We start from the raw sequence: 18,041 nt of genomic DNA on the forward strand, positions 1-18,041 counted from the left end.
CTGCACGACGAGCTGGACCGCGTCGGCCTTGAACTCCTCAGTGAACTTCCTGCGATTCGTAGACATCTCTGCCTGTCGTTCCTTCCTGGTAACGACCGTCTACAAGAAGTGTCACACCCCACCCGTGGCAACACGGCCCCTCAGAGCACTATTCCGGCCACTGACTTCGCCCGATGAATCCCCGCGCCCCTCTGCGCTGCTGTGTGCGATCGACCCCGGTGCTGGCCGTGAACGGTGAACGCACCACACGGCCACCCGGTGTGGGCGCGGGCCACGGACGGGCCCAAGACACGCCAGTGCCCGGTCTCGAGATGGAGACCGGGCTCCGGCGCGTACTGGGAGGCTAGGGCTTGAGGACGACCTTGATGCAGCCGTCTTCCTTCTTCTGGAACTTCTCGTACATCGCCGGCGCCTGGTCCAGGGGGGCGGTGTGCGTGGTGAGGTCCAGCACGCCGAGCGGGTCTGAAGGGTCATCGACCAGCGGCAAGAGGTCATCGGTCCACCGCTTCACGTTGCATTGGCCCATGCGCAGCTGGATCTGCTTATCGAACATCGTGAGCATCGGCAGGGGGTCCTTCATGCCGCCGTAAACCCCGCTGATCGAGATCGTCCCGCCTCGCCGGACAGCCTCGATCGCGGTGTACAGCGCATCGAGCCGGTCCACCCCGGCCGTCTCCATCGCCTCGCGTCCCAGCGCGGAGGGCAGTAGCCCTACCGCCTGGTGGACCGCCCCGGCCACCGGGGAGCCGTGGGCCTCCATCCCGACCGCGTCCACCACCGCGTCCGGGCCGCGCCCGTCGGTGAGGTCTTTCAGCTGCTCCGCCACCTCGCCGGACGAGTCCAGCGTCTCGATGCCGTGGCGCTCGGCCATGGCACGCCGCTCGGCGACCGGGTCCACCGCGAGTACCCGGTAGCCCAGGTGGCGGCCGATCCGGGCGGACATCTGGCCGATCGGGCCCAGGCCCAGCACGGCCAGGGAACCGCCCTGAGGGGGCGCGGCGTACTGTACGGCCTGCCAAGCGGTGGGCACCACGTCGGAGAGGAACAGGTAGCGCTCGTCCTCACCGGTGTTGGGGACCTTGATGGGTCCGTAGTCCGCGTGCGGGACGCGCAGGTACTCGGCCTGCCCGCCGGGCACTGAACCGTAGAGGCGGGAGTATCCCAGGAAGACTGCACCGCTGTTGTACTCCCGGACCTGGGTGGTCTCGCACTGGGACTGCAGGCCCTGGGTGCACATGAAGCAGTGCCCGCAGGAGACGTTGAACGGGATCACCACCCGGTCCCCGGCCTTGATGTGGGTGACGGCCGAGCCGACCTCCTCCACGATCCCCATGGGCTCGTGGCCGATGATGTCGCCCTTATCCATGAACGGGGTGAGCACCTCGTACAGGTGCAGATCCGAACCGCAGATCGCGGACGAGGTGATCCGCACGATCGCGTCCGTGGGCTCCTGGATAACCGGATCCGGGACCTCCTCCACACTCACCGTCCGCTTCGCCTGCCAAGTCAAAGCCTTCATGCGTCCTCCTCTCCCAAGGCCGCCGCCCCGACCGGAACGACAGCCTGCTGATCTGATCGGTCCCAACGACCCTACTCACGCCATTTTAGGCGCAGGCGCGTGTTCACCGCCAGAGAACGACGAGACTCACATAAAGTCCCCGCGTAGCAGGGGCCGTGCCTCACATGGTTTTCCCCGCGAAATCTTCCGTGGTTTCGGGGGACTGCCCCAACTTCCTAAGTCAGTGCTTGCCATGCTGGCCGCATTGCTGACGACGGCAATCGCAGCCGGAGGTGTTGCATCGGCGTGGGTGTTCATCGGCCCGACGGGGTTTGTCTTCGCCTTGGTCACTCATTTCCTTCTTATGGCGTGGGTATCTTCGGTCGTTGGCCATCGGGTACGGATTTCGGATTACGGTTGGCTGCGAGTCAGGTTCTGGGAGTTGCGGCTCTACCCAGCATTGGGGGTCCGGCTGTTCGGAAAGCTGCTCGACGTCATCGGATGGAACCGAATCATCTCAAGAGAACGCGGGTTCAACGGCACACGGCAGGGCCTGAAAGAGCTCGATCAGCACACTCGGCGCTCCGAAATCGGCCACAGCAGCTGCCTGTTCGTCACTGCGGCCCTGACTCTCGGCGTGCTAGCGACAGGATCATGGGAAGGCGCTGTCTGGCTAGTTGCTCTCGGGATTCTTTTACACTTGTACCCGGCGCTGCTTCAGCGGCTCTTACGTGCGCGCATCCAAGCCATACCGATCAGCCCCTCAGGGGGCGTTTAGCTAGCCCAAGCCGACCCGCTGACCGATCCTCAAACTGACACGACTGAGCGCGAGCCGCCATATAGCCCTGCGAGAGCCCCGCCACTTATCTCTGCGATTCACAAAACAGGGCGTTCTTTACGGCGCACAGTGTCGCCGTTGGGTATACCCAAACAGGACACTATTAGTGCCGTGCAGTTGTTCGGGAGCACCGCAAGTCACGGCGCAGCGGCGAGCAAGGGCCGAGGAGCCCTCCTGCATCTGCCGGCCGAAAAGGGTGATTCGCCATTGCAGGGGAGGCCATTTAAGGTTCGAGGAGTTTTCCGCTCTCCGGGCGCGACTTATGCGATGACGAAGCTGACCGACCTCCGCCGAGCTGTAGCGGCACGCGCTTCGGCTCGGGGAGGTCGATCCTTGGCGGATTCAAACGGGGCGAGGTTGAATGGTTCCGCGACCCGTCGACCTACTTCGCCCCGGATCAGTGCTTCTTCGGGGTGTACAGCACAGGGGCGGGGAGCCCCGCCTCCTCGCGGATCCGCCGCGAAAGGTGCTCGATCGAACGCAGGGCATCAACGAGCGCAGGCACGGTGACCTCGAAGGGCATGCAGTGGATGGTCTCGCCCTCCGCCGTCGCACCCTCGGCGACCTTGGTGATCGTGTCGATGTCGTCCACATCGATGCCGACCTCGGTGAGGGTCGTGGGCAGCCCCACGCGAGTCGTGAACTCGATGAAGTCAACGATGTCCTGGTACGGGGCACCTTCCAGGACGAGCTGGGTGAGGCTACCAATGTTCACCTTGAAACCGTGCATGAGCCCGTGGGTCTGGGGCACCTGCGTGAGGCCGTTGTGGATCGCATGCGCTGCAGCAAGGCCACCCGACTCAAAGCCAAGACCCGAAAGCAGGATGTTCGCCTCCGTGAGCTTTTCGACCGCGGGAGTGATCAGCCCATGGCGCACTGCGTCCATCGCAGGAAGCGCATTCTCCCAAATGATCTCCCAGGAGAGCTTCGCGAGAGCCGTCCCGGTGACTGTCGCGAGGTCACCCGCGATGGTGTCGGAGAAGGACTCCGCCACGGCTTTGGCCTCGAGCCAGGTCGCGAGCGCATCCCCGACACCTGCCGCGAGGAAGACGGGTGGTGCCGCCGCGATGACATCGACGTCCACAAGGACGAGGTCGGGGTTGTGGGGGAAGATCCGGTACTCCAGGAAGTTGTGCTCGGCGGTGTAGATCACGCCGAGCGCGGAGGTGGGCGCGTCCGTGGATGCCGCCGTCGGTACCGTGACCCACCGGATGCCAGTCTCGTGCCCCGAGGACTTCGCGACATCGATGGCGCTTCCGCCACCCACGCCGACAACCACATCGGCGTCGTGCTGCTTGATGAACTCCACGAACCGGGCGATCTCCCCGGGATGGGGAATGCCTCTGAACTCCTCCCAGATGACAGGCAGCCCGGCTGCCTCGAGGCTCGCGACGACACGGTCGCCGACGAGCTCGCGGACGAAGGCATCCGAGATAATGAGGGGCTTCTTGCCGACGCGGGCGAGGTTTTCGCCGAACTGTGCGAGCGCGCCGCGCCCCTGGACGTACCGACCAGGGCTGACGAGTGTCTGAACAGTGCTCTGAGCCATAGCTGCAGTCTCCTTCGACTGGATTCTTCCGACTGAATTCTTCGAGTCGCCGCTGCGGGTGATGCGCCGCGGTTGTGCTCCACGCTAGGGAAGCCCGCGGGGTGTGCACATCGGGAAGAGCCCTACGCCGGAGGTAGGGAAAATCCGCCTTGTCCGCTCCCGCCGCGAACGGAAGGGTAATCGCGGAGCCCTTCAGGCACGCTGAAGGTTTCGATGAGGAGGCCCCGATGACACCGGAGGACGCACCCCGTACCCGAACGGAGCGGGAGGAAGGCCCCGACGCAGCGCAAGGCGATTCGCTGTATAGCAGCCTTCTCACGCTGATCTTCGGATTTGTGCAGATCCTCGCCTGCCTCGCTCTCGGAGATCTGGTGGTCGCCCTGGCCGGGGTTCCCGTCCCCGGGGCGATCCTCGGGATGATGCTCCTGCTGATCGTGCTGTCCGTGAAGGGACACGTGAAGGGAGACGGGCAGGGCCACGGAGAGGGGCTCGCGGCCATCCGCGTCTCCGACCGTCTGCTGGCCCTGCTCCCGTTGCTCTTCGTCCCCGCGGGCACCGGGGTGATCGCGCTCGTGGCGAGGATCCGGCTCGATGCCCTGCCGCTGCTGGCCGGTCTCGTCCTGTCCTGGGCCGCAGGATTGGCCGTCACCGCGGTGGTCTCCCGGTTCGCCCTCAAGGCCCAGAACGGGTTCCGTTCGAGGAGAGCATCGTGATGTCGATGCTGCACGAACTCTGGCGTGTGCTCACCGATTCCCCGGTCTTCGGGGTCGGCCTCACCCTGGGAGCCTTCCTCCTGGCGAATCGGATCGCGACCTGGGTGCATGGGCACCCGCTCGCCAATCCGGTCTTCCTCTCGATCCTTCTGACCTGCCTCGGCCTCGCCCTGACGGGCGTGGACTATCAGACGTACATGACGGGGGGAGAGATGATCGGATTCCTGCTCGCACCGGCAACCGTGGCCCTTGCGGTGCCGCTGCATCGGGAGGCACAGCGCATGCGAGGCTCCTTGATCGCTGTTCTCGCCTCTGTCGTGGCGGGCGCAACTGCTGCTGTGGTCACCGGGTATCTCGTGGTGCACGTGCTCGGAGGGAGCGCGGCGGCGGCCTTGTCTATGGCTCCGAAGACCGCCACCACGCCGGTCTCGATCGCAGTCTCTGAGAAGATCGGCGGGGAGCCGGCGCTCTCCGCGGTGCTCACGATCCTTGCGGGGATCCTAGGGGCGATGGCCCTGGGTCCGGTACTAACGGCGGCGCGGGTGCACGACCCGCGTGTGCGTGGGCTAGCGATGGGTGTTGTGTCCCATGGGATCGGCACCTCGGCGATGCTCCAGTCCGAACCTCGGGCAGCAGCATATTCAGCTCTTGCGATGGCGATCACGGCGCCGGTGGTCGCTCTCCTCTCGCCCCTGCTGGTTGCAGCCTTGCTGATGGTCGGATAGTTCAGGAGTCACCCATGACACCCCACATCTCTCCTACATCTGTTTGACCTGTGCAAGATCGAGCTGGGCGAGCATGGTCCGATTGCGCACCCCGGTCTTTCGCAGCAGCGAACCGACATGCTTCTCCACGGTCTTGACCGAAATATGAAGGGCGGTAGCGATCTCCTTGTCCGGCATCCCCTGGCTCACGAGGTCTCGCACCTCGTGTTCGCGGGCCGTGAGCGCTTCCGCAGAGGGGTCGGCGCTCTGGGTCAGCCACGCGGCGTTCTCGGCATCCAGAAGGATCTCCCCGCGACCGGCAGCGATCAGGGTGCGGACGATCTGCTCTCCCGTCGCGTGATGGCTGAGATACCCCTTGGCTCGGAACCGCGTGCCCGCGCGATACGTTCCAGCGTTGGGAGCCGCGTTCGAGACCACGACTGAAGGATCTCCCGGCAGATGCAGGTTTCCCTCCGCATCTCGATCCACCCCCGATAGAACCTCGATGTCCGCGACCACGATGTCGGGCGCGAGCAGATCACAGGTCGAGACGAGAGTCGAGGGATCATCGAGTTCCCCGACCACGTGCAGGCTCGGCTCGGCAAGGTTCACTAGGCGCGCGATCCCAGAACGATCCACCGGCCAGCGACAGGCGATCAGGACCCGGATCCGATGGGCCTGCGAATCCTCGCTGCGGCTCGGCGTATCCGGAAGCTGGACGCGTACTTGGGTTCCCCATCCCGGTGTGGAGGTCACGGAGAGATCCCCACCGATCTGCTGCGTCCGGGAACGGACCTGGCGCAGGCCCTGGCGGAGCGGCGGATCCTCGGTGGCGAGCGCCGTCGCGACCTCGAAGCCGACACCATCGTCCTCGACCATCACCGTGAAGGCCAAGGGCTCATACAGCAGACCCACACGCACCTTTGTCGCCTGGGCATGGCGGACCACGTTGTTTAGCAGTTCTTGGACGATCCGGAAGGTCTGGTGCACCGTGTCGTTCGCGATCGGTCGCTCGTCGCCCACGAGCACGAGCGAAGTGTGTGCTCCGCTCGTGGACTTTATCCAGTCCAGTTCGGCGCGCACGGCGTCGTGGAGGGTGCGGCCGCCGAGGCTGTCGGCCACGGAGTCGATCGTGGTCCGCCGGGTATCCTCGAGCGCAGCCTCGGCGGATTCAAGGGCCAGATGGATGTGCTCGCCCACTCTGTTGGCATCGATTACGGCGTCGAGAGCTTGGGCGGCACCGAGGTGGGCGACCAGCCGGGTGAGGTTAGTGCTGAGGGTCTCATGCAGGTCGCGTACGGTGCGCTCGCGCTCACCGGCGATCACTGCGGTGCGCATGCGCTCGACCGTCTGACGATGGGCTTCCGCATTCACGAGAGCCAGCGCCGCATGGTCGGCGAACAGCTCCAGCAAGGCGAGATCACGTGTGGTGAAGACTGTGTCAGCCCCCGCGCCGAAGACGACGAAGACTCCGATCACGTTCTCCCCATGCAGCATCGGGACGGCAATCACCGCCGAGCGATAGCGAGTGGTCGTCGGGTCGATGTGCCCTCGGTAGACCGCTGCGTACTCGTCAAAGATCACGCCTGATCGCGCGCGCACCACCTCCCCGGTCACTCCTTCGCCGATCGGGAAGGTCTCGCCGGCCTGGCAGCCGACGCTGAGGTCGACCATCTTCGTGTAGGTTCCTGAGCGTTCGTCGACGAGAGCAATGGATCCGCTCGAGGACTCCAGTAGGGACACGGCGCGCCGGAGGATTCGCTCGAGGAGCTGGTCGAGGTCGAATTGACCAGCCAGATCTCTCGCGAACTCGCCGACGATGCGGCGCAACTGGACATGGTCGGGCATCGCCAGATGGGTCTGCGGTGCAGATTGTCGCGTGGCAGAGACGTTCATAGAGCTCCTCGTCGAGCTGGTGTGCTCGGACGCCGTCGTCCCGGGCACCAAATGTGATGAGGGACGCTGCGCACCTCGACCGTCCCGTCGGCGCGGGGATCGATGGAGATGACCTCTGCGGTGGTGACGGCATCTGCGAGGGCACCCGTGAGTGCCGTGATCGCGGCGCGGGTGCGGATCGCGCCGCCCGACTCGTCGAGCACCGCTGGCCCCGAGTACCCAGCGAGCAGCGGCATTCGCTGGGCGAGCTCGGCCGCGTCGATTTCGTGCGCTTCCACGCCGCCGACCTGGTCGAGCACCCGCAGCCGCGCCAGGGCGCTGTCGCCGATCGCCAGAACACCGTCTGATGAGACCAGCTCGACGTCGAAGTGTTCGGCCCACTCATCCCATACGCCGCGGCTTTCGCGCGCGAAAGCGACGAGTCGCGGGTCGTCGTGGGCATGCCGGAAGATCCGCGACTCGCCTGCGGACTGACCCGTCCCGGGCAGACCGGCCTCGTACAAGCGCACCGGCACGCCCTGCTCCCGCAGCGCGTACGCCGTCGACAGACCGACGATCCCGCCCCCGATCACTGCTACCTCGGGTGAACGCGTCGGGGCAACGTCGTCAGTTCCTGTCATCGCGGTTCCTCGATCTGTTAGGGATGTGAGATAGACCTCAAAAGTAAGGGGCCGCTGCCACGACGTCAACGGGCTGTGTCAGCCCGAAGTCACCGCGCGCAACGACTCCTCATGTCGGGGTCAGTACTCCCGGTCTGTGGTGTCAGGCGGGAAGTTTGGAGCCCAACACGTCGAGCTTCTCGATCGTCGGTTCGGAGAACAACGCACCGGTCTGCTCGCCGAGAGCTGCCGCAACAGGGCCGGACAGGTGAGCGTCACGTCCGGCGTCATCGGGGAACACGTCGAAGATCCCGAAGGAGGAGGGCCCGAGGCGGATCGCGAACCACGCGGTGGTCGCCGGCTCTTCCTCAACAAGCGCACGGCCGCTGTCAAGGAACTCCTTCACGTCGTCCTCCTTGCCGGGCAACGCGTCAAACCTGACCAGCAATCCCTTGGTCACGCTCATGATGTCTCCTCTTCCTTTGTCGTGGTGCCCGCGAGTTGGGACACGATCGCCTCGGAGAACGCCAGCAGGTCCTTCCGGCGAGCGGCAGAGAATCCCGGCCGATTCACTATGGCTATGGTGATCGCTTCTATGTCGTACGAAAAACGAAAGTATTAGCTCGTTGAGGGATCCCTCAGCGGGCATTCATTCGGGCAGGGCTTACGTACGCCAAGAACTTCAGCCGCACCATCCACCGCCGACCTATTGCCTCCTCAGTGGTCCGGGCCTGCATCGGAGTCCTCTGCACGAGATGTGTCGTCAGCTATTCGGTCGGACTCAGCGACACCGTCGGCGTCCGCGACGACGGAACGTTCATCGACCCTGCGGCGATTCGATCGCTGGACGAACGCGCACGCGAATACGTGACACGGGCGCTGCCCGGTCTCCACCCAGAGCCGCGCGACTTCCTTCACTGCTGGGTGACCGACCTCCCATGGAGCGAGGACGGCGTGGCCGTGTGGGAGGCAGACTCTGTCCTTTTTGTGGCCGGTCACAATCTGTTCAAGCAGGCACCTGCGCTGGGTCGCGCTCTTGCCCGGGCTGCGACCGGCGGCGGTCTCCGCGCCGAGCTCACGCCCGAGGCGCGCCTCGGCGAGGCCCAGAGCTAGGGCGTGTCTCCCAATCGGGGGGGGTGACCCGCGATTCTGGCCGGCAAACTGTTCAGCGAGCCCACGATCGAAAAGTTGGACGTCCGGGGCTCCAAAATCCCCGCCTGAGACCATGATCTCGTCGAGCGTCGCCGGTACCTCACCCTTGTTGGCATAGTCCACGGGTGAGGTACCGGCGACGGTGCGGCGAGTACCCGTGCGATGGTTCTGCCGTCACGATGGGGTCACGCCTGTGGCTTCCTCCAATGCCGCGGCGAGGTATCTCGCGGAAGCGCCGACGCCCTTGTCCGCGACGTGCTCGGGCGTGCCAGCTGCAACCATGGTCCCGCTGGCGTCGCCCGCACCGGGCCCTAGTGTGACTACGAGGGGCTCGCCTGCTTCGACCGGACCGGCACTTCGAACGGCCCGACCGAGGCGATCAACGGCCGCCTCGAGCACCTCCACGGCTCCGCCCTCGGCTTCCGCAACCTCACCACCTACATCGCCCGATCGCTCCTCGAAACCGGAGGTTTCCGACCACTGCTACACCCTCAAATGCGATGGGCCTAACCGGCTCTTCGCAGATGAGGGTGTAGACGTCGAGGGTGCGTCGTTGGCCGGGTAAGGTGAATCGCTCTGGGTTTCGTTCCGTTCCGTTCTTCAAGCAAGGATGGAATTGATGAATCAGAAGTACTCGCCCGAGATGCGGGAGAAGGCGTTGCGGATGCTGGACGAGGCGAAGCCCTCGCATCCGAATCTCATGACCGCGGTGCGTCATGTCGCTGGGCTTCTTGGTATGAGCGGCGGAGACGTTGCGGGTGTGGCATCGCCGTCGCGAAGTCGACGGCGGGCAGCGTCCCGGTGTGCCCACCGATGTTGCCGAGGAGAACAAGCGCCTGCGGCGTGAGAACGCTGAGCTGCGCAAGGCGAACGAAGTCCTCAAAGCCGCGAGCGTGTTTTTCGCGAAGGAACTCGACCGCTCCTGACGGGTCTGCCCCGCGCACACCGCTTCCGCTGTCCCGATAGCCGGTCGTTCAGCGGGCGGCCCATGAACTGTGATGCCGCTGTGTCGAACAGCTCGATAGGCCTCAGCTCAGGGTGACCAGAAAGGGCGAGCGTGGGCGGCGGCTTCGCGCACCGAAGCGGCATCGAGGTTTACGCGCGTCTCCTCTATGCCGAGGGCTGGCCACTGCGTCACCAATACGATCGGGCCGGCAGGGGGCAGTGGCCACAGCCACAAATCGTCCGACGCCGAGTAAGTGCTCCCGCCCCCGCCTCCACCCTGCTGCTGGCGTTTCAGCGAGTGCCCTTCGGGCTCAGCCATCGGATCCCGGCCGCTGACGAACGGGAGCGCGTCAGCCAGCACCTTTTCACCATCGTCCAGCAGAAGCCCGAACCGCAGCCGCCCGGATGGTTCGAAGCGATCGCCGTAGGGCATGTGCTCCATGAACGTGCCACATAGGTCATTCCACTCGCGCAGGGGGAGACCATTTCGTCGCAGACGTCGCTGGATTCGAAGCTGCATGCCGTCGCGATAGACCGCGATTCCGACCAACGCGATCGCGACGTGCCCAGTCGCAGCGATGAGTTCCGATATGGGCAGCAGCGTCGGGAGCTCATCCTCGGGAGCCTGCCACCACCTCGGCTGCGATGAATCGAACTCTTCTGGTTCCGGGAGCTCAGGGTCGGGCGGAAAGAAGGCCATGCCATAGCCCACCATGCGCGCTCCCTCCCACGCAAGGACGCTGCGCACTCTCCGCAGGCCGATGCGTAGCAATGACCGAGGCAGGACGACGACGCCCGGAAGCCGGTCGGCCCACGCATGCCCTCAGATATCGACTACGCCCGAACCCATCGAAGCGCGATGTGCACGTTTAGCCCGCCCGGTGAATTGAACGTCCATGGTGCCCTAGGGCGTGTCTGACAAAGGTTCGGGTGGCTGGCTGCGAGCCTGAAAGCATGTCTCGTTTTCGGATGCTTTCGGATGCTCAGTGGTCGCTGATCGAGCCGATGCTGCCACGTCCGACGGGGCGTCCGGGTCGGAAGTTCTCGGATGCGCGGACGATGGTCGAGGGCATCGTCTACCGGTACCGGACTGGCCTCGCATGGCGGGATCTGCCGCCGGTGTTCGGGCCGTGGCAGACGGTGTGGACGTGGCATCGGCGGATGGCGTTCGACGGGACGTGGGATCGGGTAGCGGCGATGATCACGGCAGCAGCAGACGCGGCGGGCCTGATTGATTGGTCGCTGTCGGTGGACTCCACGATTGCTCGTGCGCATCAGCACGCAACGAGCATCACCCGCCTCACAGGGGGCTGGATCGAGTTACAAGAATCTGCAGGTCGAGCCGCCTGATCACGGCATCGGCCGCTCCAGGGGTGGCCTGTCGACGAAGATCCATCAGCTCGTCGATGGCAATGGGCTGCCTCTGGTCACTCTGGTCACGCCAGGGCAGGCCGGGGACTCTCCGATGTTCCTGCCGCTGATGGGACATCTGCGGGTCGGGCGCGAAACGGGCCGGCCCCGCACCCGTCCGGACGCGGTGCGGGGCGAAAAAGCGTACTCATCCCGCGCGATCCGTTCTCACCTTCGAGGCCGAGGCATCAAAGCCGTGATTCCCGAGCCCGACGATCAGAAAGGACACCGCAAACGTCGCGGCTCACGCGGCGGCAGACCCGTCGGTCTCGACGCCGCCGACTACCGGAACCGGAACGTCATCGAGCGCGGCTACTGCCGCATCAAGCAATGGCGAGGCCTCGCCACCCGCTACGACAAACTCGCCGTTATCTACCGCGCCGCCGTCGTCCTCAACACCGTCATCGCATGGACCAAACCTTTGTCAGACACGCCCTAGCCCGAGTCGATGTCCGCATTTTGAGCCGGATCGCTGATTGACACGTACGTGTCAGCGGTGTGGGGCACGTGGTGATGGAGCGCTCCGGTGCGAAAGCCACTGCCATCATGTGATGTCGTAGACCATCGGGTCGAAATCCACGAACTCGGGGCAACTGCCGTCCTAGCCATGAGTTCCCCTTCCGTCTACTCATCCAGCAAACGCCGCCCATCCGACGGGCGACGGAGCACTCTCCCGCGCTGTAACCGACGTCAGCCCTCCGGCGAGGGGGATGTTGTGCTGTTGCGGATCTTCGCAGAGCAGGAGGTCGGCAGGTGCTGATGAGGGACGTACCGGCCGTCAGTCGAGGGCCGCGGTGATGACGTCGTGGAGCTCGGTGTCGAGCTTGAGGCTGTCGAATGCTGCGGCATATTCCCAGATGAGAGCGGCTGTGGCTCGGATGACATTCATCGGCTCGTTTCCTGGCGTGACGAGGCGAACACGTTGTCCTTCAGCCGCGACCACCGCGTTGGAGACGGTCGATGTCAGGAACTGGTCGTTGCGCGTGAGCCGGGTGGAGGGGTACGGCAGGGTGAGATCGCGCAGGTCGCGCAAGATGAAGTCGGGGCGTGCATCGGGGGGTGCAGCGAAAACATCCTGAGGCCGGCTGATGCCGGTGAGGACGAGAGCGCTACTCATCTCGGAGCGACGTGCGCCTCTGATGTCTGTGTCGATCCTGTCCCCAATGAACAGCCATCGGGAGCCGGGGAATCGCTCGCGGGCGGCGTCGAAGAGCGCCGTCTCCGGCTTTCCGGCAGCGAGAGGTTCGCGATTGATGACCGCGCGGACGGCAGCAACGAGTGCTCCGTTGCCAGGTGCCAGTCCGCGCTCGAGTGGAAGTGCGGTGTCGAGGTTCGTCGCGACCCACGGAATCCCGGAGGCGAGAGCGTAAGCAGCTTCGGCGAGGTCATTCCAGTTCACGTGTGGTGAGAAACCTTGCACGACTGCGTCGGGATGCTCATCCGCGGTGCGGACAAGTCGGTACCCCGCCCCTTGGAGCACCGTCGTCAGCCCCGGACCACCGACGACCAGCAGAGAAGCTCCGGGCTCGACAACCCTTGAGAGGAGCAGCAGTGTCGCCTGCGGTGAGGTGACGACATCATCTGCGTCGACGTCCAGTCCCATTGTCGTCAGCTGTTCCGCGACGTCCGCTGCCAGCCGAGAGGCGTTGTTCGTCAGGAACCCCACCGTCTTCGTCTCTCGAGCCGCGTTCAAAGCGGTGACGGCGTGCGGTATGGGTGCTGCGCCGCGGTACACGACTCCGTCGAGGTCGGAGAGGATGACGTCCGCGCTGTCAAGAGGGGTGGGGTGGGCATCTCTGGCCATGCTGTCTCCCAGGTCAATGGGTGGACTATACAGTCCGGTCTTCCATCCTACGCCGATTCGGTCTATCCTCAGCTAGACAAGGCTATACAGGTATAGATAGGAGTCCCCGCATGTTGATTGGTATTGGCTGCGACCCGAATGCAACCACCCTCAAGGATGCCGTCGCTGATTACCTTCGCGAGCTCGGCCACGAGGTTCGTGATTTCGGCTCCGACGACCCCCTGTACTCGAAGACAGCCATCGCGGTGGCGGAAAGCGTCGCGGCGAAGGAGGTCGAGCGTGGTGTCGTGATGTGCGGCACCGGCATCGGCGTCTCCATCTCTGCGAATAAGGTTCCCGGGGCGTACTGCGCACTGCTCACGGACGCGTACCAAGCCGAGCGTGCTCAGCTGAGCAACGACGCCAACATGGTCGCATTCGGAGCTCAGGTCACCGGCGTCGAGTCGGTCAAGCGACTCGTTCGCGAATACCTTTCGGTGTCGTACGTGGAGAACGAGCGGAGCGCTCCGAAGCTCGCCGCTCTGTACGACTACGAAACCGAGAGCACTCGCGTATGAATACCGTCCCGCTGCAGATCGAGGCGGAACTCGCACGCCTCAACGTCCTGCGGATGGTGCGGGCAGGCGGTTCTGGCCACCTTGGAGGAGCACTCTCGTGCATCGACATCGTGACCGCGCTGTACTTCGCGACCATGCGCGTCAACCCGCAAGCCCCGAAGGACCCGAACCGCGACCGGTTCCTGCTGTCCGCGGGCCACAAAGCAATGGCGCAGTACGCAGTTCTCGGGCGTCGCGGTTACTTCGAGGAGGCGCTGTTCGACACGTACGGCTCTGTCGGCAGCAAACTCGGCGGTCACCCCGACCTTCACAAGCTTCCGGGCATCGAAGCGAATACGGGTGCCCTGGGTCACGGGCTGTCGATTGCTGCAGGGATGGCACTGGGCCTCCGTGCCGCGAGCAACGGAGGACGGGTTTTCACCATCCTTGGGGACGGTGAGCTCCCCGAGGGGGCGAACTGGGAAGGGGCGTCGATTGCTGCGCACCACCGACTCGACAACCTCGTCGCTTTCGTCGATGTCAACAATCTGCAGATCTCCGGGCCGACCGCTGAAGTCATGAACATGGAGCCGATTGCCGACAAGTTCGCAGCGTTCGGGTGGAACACCGTCACCATCGACGGGAACGATATCGATGCCGTCCTCGACGCTGTCAGCGTTGCGGACGGCGAAAAGGGCCGGCCGACCGTTGTCGTTGCTCGCACGACGAAGGCGAAGGGCATCAGCTTCCTGGAGGGAACCCTTGCCTCGCACTACTGGAAGCCGACGGTCGAGGAGCTCGACCGAGCCGAACGTGAAGTGCACGCCCGCATCGACAACCTGCGCGAATGGAACGACCATGGCTGCTGAGACGCATACTCTTATCGATCCGCGAAAGACCTTCGGGCAAGCAGTGACCGACCTCGCTGCGGACGATGACCGTGTCGTCGTCCTCTCCGCCGACAGCGGGCTGTCGTCGGGGTTCGGCTCATTCCGCGAGCGCTTCCCCGACCGCTACTATGAGTTCGGCATTCAGGAGCACGGAACAACGGGCGTCGCCGCAGGTCTCGCGTCGACCGGGAAAATCCCCGTCTTCGCGGCCATCGCAGCGTTTGTCACCAACCGGAACTACGAAGCATTCCGTAACGACATCGCGTACATGGGTCAGAACGTCAAGATCGTCGGTCGCAACGGAGGGATCACTTACTCCGACCTCGGGCCCACACACTACTCCCTCGAAGACTATGCAATCATCCGCATGCTTCCCGGTGTCGTCGTCCTCTCACCCCAGGACCCCGGAGAGATCCGGGAGGCAGCGAAGGCGATGATTGAGCACGACGGGCCCGTGTACATGCGCATCGGGGGCCCATCGATCCCCGATCTGTTCCCACAGGCACCGTTCACCATCGGGGAAGGGCGGATGATTCGGGAAGGGTCTCGCGCAACGGTCGTCACGACGGGGACCATCACCCCCGAGGTCGTGGTCGCGGTGCAACGGCTCGCGGACGACGGCATCGATGTGGACCTCATCGGGATGCCAACTGTCGAACCTGTTGACGCGGCGCTTATCCGCGCGTCCGCTCATCGCACCGGACGAGTCATCACCGTCGAGGAGCACTACACCCGCGGCGGTCTCTCCGCGGCCGTTGGCGAGGCGTTGGCCTCCTCAGGAATTCCTGTGCACGCCATCGGGTTGCCGCATGAGCACATCGTCACCGGGACGTACTCTGGACTGCTTGCTCGATACGCGCTTGACGCCGCGGGACTGGACGAGCGCATTCGGCTGCTCGTCCGCTAGGCGGACCCGCTGTGGTGGACCCCGAGTCATCCAGCACGGCGGGTTCACTCACACTTGTAATCGAACTTCAGCCGCACCGTATCGCCGCGGAAGACGATGGTCGAGTACTCAAAGGCCGTCCCTGCCGGGTTCCTGATGACATCCGTCAACAGCAGTGCCGGGTCGCCCTTGCGCAGCTCCAGCAGCTTGGCGTCGGTTCCTTCGACGGCGATGACTTCCAGATCTTCGGAGACGCTCTTCATCGACAGATTGAATTTGTCTTCGAGAACCACGCACAGCTGCTCGTTGACGACATCCAGCTGATCCAGTCCCGGCGCGAGGCTCGCTGGCACGAAGGAGCGGTGGACGCTCAGAGGCTTCCCGTCTACCGTCCGCAGTCGTATGATGGCGATGACCTCGGCGCCCGCCGGCAGATTCAGGTGCTCACGCACTCTCGTCGGCGCGGGAACGCGCTCCGCAGAAATCAACGTCGTCGCGATGTCGTACCCGAGCACTTCGAGCTGCTCACGGATTCCTTTGTATGCAGGAGAGACCGCGTTGATCTTTTGCGGGGCGACGAACGTGCCCTTGCCGGCAACGCGGATGAGCAGACCATCACCCGCCAGTTTGTTGAGCACACCACGAATCGTCATGCGGCTCAGGCTGTACTCCCGGTTCAGCTCGTTCTCCGACGGGATGCGCTGCTCGGGTGCCCACTCACCACTGGCGATCTTCGCGTGAAAGATGTCCTCGAGCTGCTGATAGATCGGTGTCGCTGAGTCGCGCTCAATCACGGCCGTCATCTTTATGCCTCCAAAACTTTCCACATGATCTTACCTAGTCCGTCTTGTATAGAGTTGTATAGCCATGTACTCTGAACCAAAAGGACCGGAACGAAAGATGTTCTGGCCGGAGCTCGCTGAGGCAGAGCCTGACACAAGGAAGTGAGATCGGACTATGGCCGTATCAACTCGTCGTCTCACGACGGGAGCGCGGAAGCACGGATACGCGGTTCCCGCTGTGAACGTCTTCGACGAGATCAGCATGCGCGCGGTCATCGCCGCAGCCGAGGAGAAGGACTCGCCTCTGATTGTCCAGATCTCGACAAAGACTGTTCGCACCTCGGGGACCGCTTTCATCACGAGCCTTTTCCAGGCGCTCACGCGGCACACATCCGTGCCGGTCGCGCTCCACTTGGATCACTGCCCGGACCGTTCTGTCCTCTCTGACGTCATTGCCGCCGGGTGGTCATCGGTTCTCTTCGATGCTTCTGACCGTGATCTTGCTGACGCAGAGCGTGAGACGACGGAAGTCGTCAAGGAGGCTCACGCAGCGGGCGTCGACGTCGAATCCGAGATCGAGAACATCCTCGGGGTCGAAGACGGAGTCGGCAGCGACGAAGCCCACCACGCGTATACCGTCGACCAGCTCGCAGCCATCGCGGAGCGCACCGGTGCTGACCTGCTCGCCCCGCAGTTGGGCACGAGCCACGGCCTGTTCACGTCCAAGCCGACCCTTCTCCCTGAGCGCGCCCGCGAACTCGCGCACCTCACGGACAAGGGAATTGTTCTTCACGGGGGAACCGGCCTTGAGCCGGCCGACTTCCGCGCCTTCATCGACAATGGCGTCTCCAAGATCAACATCTCCACAGCCGTCAAGCACGCGTACATGCAGGCATCGGCGGAGCATCTCGATTGGGCGCGCGCCAACAACCATTGGGATCCGCCGAAGTTGATGACTGCCATCGGTGATGCTGTCACCAGCGTCATCGGTGACCACATCGAATGGTTCGGCTCCGATGGCACGGCAGCCAAGGCGAAGGCCGCCAAGCCGTGACTCGCGCCCTGATCTTCGACTGCGACGGAGTGCTCGCAGACACCGAGCGCGACGGTCACCTGCCCGCCTTCAACGACACCTTCGCGCATTTCAACCTTCCCGTGCGTTGGTCCGAAGAGGACTATGCCGAGAAGGTACGAATCGGCGGCGGCAAGGAGCGTCTCGCCTCGCTTCTCACCAGCGACTTCATTGCGTCGGCGAACTTGCCCACGGACGAAGCTGCACAGATCGAACTCGTCAAGCGGTGGCACCGCTTCAAGACGGACCGCTATACAGCGAAGGTTCGAGCCGGCGAGATGCCGGGGCGGCCCGGAATCGCCCGAATCGTTAATGCCGCCCATGACGCAGGATGGCTGCTCGCCGTCGCATCCACGTCCGCCGAAGAATCGGTGCGCGCCGTGCTGGAACATGCGGTCGGCGAGGACGCGGCCTCCTGGTTCCGTGTCTACGCAGGAGACGTGGTCCCGGCGAAGAAGCCGGCACCGGACATCTACCTGCTCGCTCTGCGGGACCTCGGTGTCGACGCGGCGGACGCTGTGGTCGTCGAAGACAGCCAGAACGGGCTGCGGGCCGCCGCCGCGGCCGGCATCACCACGGTCGTGACGGTGTCCAGTTACACCGCCGACGAGGACTTCACCGAGGCGGCACTGGTCGTTGACAGCCTGGGCGACCAGCCGCAGACGCCAGCACACTTCCTTTCCAACCCGCGCGGCGTCGAGGAGACCGGCCAGGTCACCCTCGACACCCTCACTGCCCTCACCACCCGATAACCGAAGCCGAGGAAC

General features: G+C 64.4%; 19 protein-coding genes and 1 pseudogene. 11 read left to right on the forward strand and 9 right to left on the reverse strand.

Annotated features, from left to right (window positions below; genetic code table 11):
• Window positions 1-343: 343 nt before the first annotated feature.
• Complete coding sequence (locus ACYVJ0_RS03305; protein ID WP_422117798.1) at window positions 344-1,519, reverse strand: zinc-dependent alcohol dehydrogenase; 1,176 nt, start codon at window positions 1,517-1,519, stop codon at window positions 344-346.
• A 232-nt stretch (window positions 1,520-1,751) separates the two neighbouring features.
• Between ACYVJ0_RS03305 and ACYVJ0_RS03310 the strand changes: the two genes are divergently transcribed.
• Window positions 1,752-2,276, forward strand: a complete 525-nt coding sequence (locus ACYVJ0_RS03310; protein ID WP_460816222.1) for a glycosyl-4,4'-diaponeurosporenoate acyltransferase CrtO family protein — start codon at window positions 1,752-1,754, stop codon at window positions 2,274-2,276.
• A gap of 457 nt (window positions 2,277-2,733) precedes the next feature.
• Here the strand turns inward: ACYVJ0_RS03310 and ACYVJ0_RS03315 are convergent, their stop codons facing one another.
• Window positions 2,734-3,885: a glycerol dehydrogenase gene (locus tag ACYVJ0_RS03315; RefSeq protein WP_364274412.1), complete on the reverse strand. Its 1,152-nt coding sequence runs from the start codon at window positions 3,883-3,885 to the stop codon at window positions 2,734-2,736.
• Window positions 3,886-4,112: 227 nt separating this feature from the next.
• On the opposite strand from ACYVJ0_RS03315, the gene ACYVJ0_RS03320 reads away from it, so the two are divergent.
• Complete coding sequence (locus ACYVJ0_RS03320; protein ID WP_460815997.1) at window positions 4,113-4,598, forward strand: CidA/LrgA family protein; 486 nt, start codon at window positions 4,113-4,115, stop codon at window positions 4,596-4,598.
• A complete protein-coding gene (locus tag ACYVJ0_RS03325; protein WP_364274418.1) occupies window positions 4,598-5,323 on the forward strand; it encodes an LrgB family protein in 726 nt (241 codons plus the stop codon). Before ACYVJ0_RS03320 ends, ACYVJ0_RS03325 begins: the two co-directional genes overlap by 1 nt.
• Window positions 5,324-5,356: 33 nt before the next feature.
• On the opposite strand, the gene ACYVJ0_RS03330 is transcribed toward ACYVJ0_RS03325, so the two are convergent.
• The 4 genes from ACYVJ0_RS03330 to ACYVJ0_RS03345 form a co-directional block, all read right to left on the reverse strand.
• Window positions 5,357-7,198 carry a GAF domain-containing protein gene (locus tag ACYVJ0_RS03330; protein ID WP_364274406.1) on the reverse strand — a complete coding sequence of 614 codons (1,842 nt, stop codon included), beginning with the start codon at window positions 7,196-7,198 and terminating at the stop codon, window positions 5,357-5,359.
• Complete coding sequence (locus ACYVJ0_RS03335) at window positions 7,195-7,818, reverse strand: NAD(P)/FAD-dependent oxidoreductase (RefSeq protein WP_460815999.1); 624 nt, start codon at window positions 7,816-7,818, stop codon at window positions 7,195-7,197. Before ACYVJ0_RS03335 ends, ACYVJ0_RS03330 begins: the two co-directional genes overlap by 4 nt.
• A gap of 142 nt (window positions 7,819-7,960) precedes the next feature.
• The gene (locus tag ACYVJ0_RS03340; protein WP_058871375.1) at window positions 7,961-8,263 is read right to left on the reverse strand and encodes a putative quinol monooxygenase; all 303 of its coding nucleotides are present in this window, start codon (window positions 8,261-8,263) and stop codon (window positions 7,961-7,963) included.
• Window positions 8,264-8,514: 251 nt separating this feature from the next.
• The gene (locus tag ACYVJ0_RS03345; RefSeq protein ID WP_460816000.1) at window positions 8,515-9,072 is read right to left on the reverse strand and encodes a hypothetical protein; all 558 of its coding nucleotides are present in this window, start codon (window positions 9,070-9,072) and stop codon (window positions 8,515-8,517) included.
• A gap of 207 nt (window positions 9,073-9,279) precedes the next feature.
• On the opposite strand from ACYVJ0_RS03345, the pseudogene ACYVJ0_RS03350 reads away from it, so the two are divergent.
• Both ACYVJ0_RS03350 and ACYVJ0_RS03355 read left to right on the forward strand, forming a co-directional pair.
• Window positions 9,280-9,459: pseudogene (locus tag ACYVJ0_RS03350) on the forward strand (transposase); the annotation flags it as partial.
• A 293-nt stretch (window positions 9,460-9,752) separates the two neighbouring features.
• Entirely contained in the window at window positions 9,753-9,875 is a 123-nt protein-coding gene (locus tag ACYVJ0_RS03355) for a hypothetical protein (protein WP_302794024.1), read from the forward strand.
• A gap of 107 nt (window positions 9,876-9,982) precedes the next feature.
• Here ACYVJ0_RS03355 and ACYVJ0_RS03360 read toward each other — a convergent pair whose 3' ends face one another.
• Complete coding sequence (locus tag ACYVJ0_RS03360; RefSeq protein ID WP_302794022.1) at window positions 9,983-10,609, reverse strand: hypothetical protein; 627 nt, start codon at window positions 10,607-10,609, stop codon at window positions 9,983-9,985.
• 239 nt (window positions 10,610-10,848) lie between these two features.
• Between ACYVJ0_RS03360 and ACYVJ0_RS03365 the strand changes: the two genes are divergently transcribed.
• Window positions 10,849-11,743, forward strand: a protein-coding gene (locus ACYVJ0_RS03365) for an IS5 family transposase (RefSeq protein ID WP_156145918.1) whose coding sequence is annotated in 2 segments (ribosomal slippage) — window positions 10,849-11,199 and window positions 11,201-11,743 — 894 coding nt in all. Because the reading frame shifts where the segments join, the coding sequence is not laid out codon by codon here.
• Between the two features lie 339 nt (window positions 11,744-12,082).
• Here the strand turns inward: ACYVJ0_RS03365 and ACYVJ0_RS03370 are convergent.
• A complete protein-coding gene (locus ACYVJ0_RS03370) occupies window positions 12,083-13,108 on the reverse strand; it encodes an HAD-IIA family hydrolase (RefSeq protein WP_460816002.1) in 1,026 nt (341 codons plus the stop codon).
• A 110-nt stretch (window positions 13,109-13,218) separates the two neighbouring features.
• Between ACYVJ0_RS03370 and ACYVJ0_RS03375 the strand changes: the two genes are divergently transcribed.
• Genes ACYVJ0_RS03375 through ACYVJ0_RS03385 form a run of 3 tightly spaced genes read left to right on the forward strand, consistent with a single transcriptional unit; the run spans window position 13,219 to window position 15,441 of the window.
• Window positions 13,219-13,665, forward strand: coding sequence for an RpiB/LacA/LacB family sugar-phosphate isomerase (locus ACYVJ0_RS03375; RefSeq protein ID WP_329747725.1), 447 nt, complete (start codon window positions 13,219-13,221; stop codon window positions 13,663-13,665).
• Window positions 13,662-14,513, forward strand: coding sequence for a transketolase (locus ACYVJ0_RS03380; RefSeq protein WP_460816003.1), 852 nt, complete (start codon window positions 13,662-13,664; stop codon window positions 14,511-14,513). The genes ACYVJ0_RS03375 and ACYVJ0_RS03380 overlap by 4 nt, the downstream gene beginning before the upstream one ends.
• Complete coding sequence (locus tag ACYVJ0_RS03385; protein WP_460816004.1) at window positions 14,503-15,441, forward strand: transketolase family protein; 939 nt, start codon at window positions 14,503-14,505, stop codon at window positions 15,439-15,441. Before ACYVJ0_RS03380 ends, ACYVJ0_RS03385 begins: the two co-directional genes overlap by 11 nt.
• Before the next feature lie 44 nt (window positions 15,442-15,485).
• Here the strand turns inward: ACYVJ0_RS03385 and ACYVJ0_RS03390 are convergent, their stop codons facing one another.
• Window positions 15,486-16,223 carry a GntR family transcriptional regulator gene (locus ACYVJ0_RS03390; protein WP_460816006.1) on the reverse strand — a complete coding sequence of 246 codons (738 nt, stop codon included), beginning with the start codon at window positions 16,221-16,223 and terminating at the stop codon, window positions 15,486-15,488.
• Between the two features lie 154 nt (window positions 16,224-16,377).
• On the opposite strand from ACYVJ0_RS03390, the gene ACYVJ0_RS03395 reads away from it, so the two are divergent.
• Both ACYVJ0_RS03395 and ACYVJ0_RS03400 read left to right on the forward strand, forming a co-directional pair.
• Complete coding sequence (locus ACYVJ0_RS03395) at window positions 16,378-17,256, forward strand: class II fructose-bisphosphate aldolase (protein WP_460816007.1); 879 nt, start codon at window positions 16,378-16,380, stop codon at window positions 17,254-17,256.
• On the forward strand, window positions 17,253-18,026 hold the full coding sequence (locus ACYVJ0_RS03400) for an HAD-IA family hydrolase (protein ID WP_460816009.1): 774 nt from the start codon (window positions 17,253-17,255) through the stop codon (window positions 18,024-18,026). The genes ACYVJ0_RS03395 and ACYVJ0_RS03400 overlap by 4 nt, the downstream gene beginning before the upstream one ends.
• Window positions 18,027-18,041 lie beyond the last annotated feature (15 nt).

Source organism: Microbacterium petrolearium, from assembly GCF_054782875.1.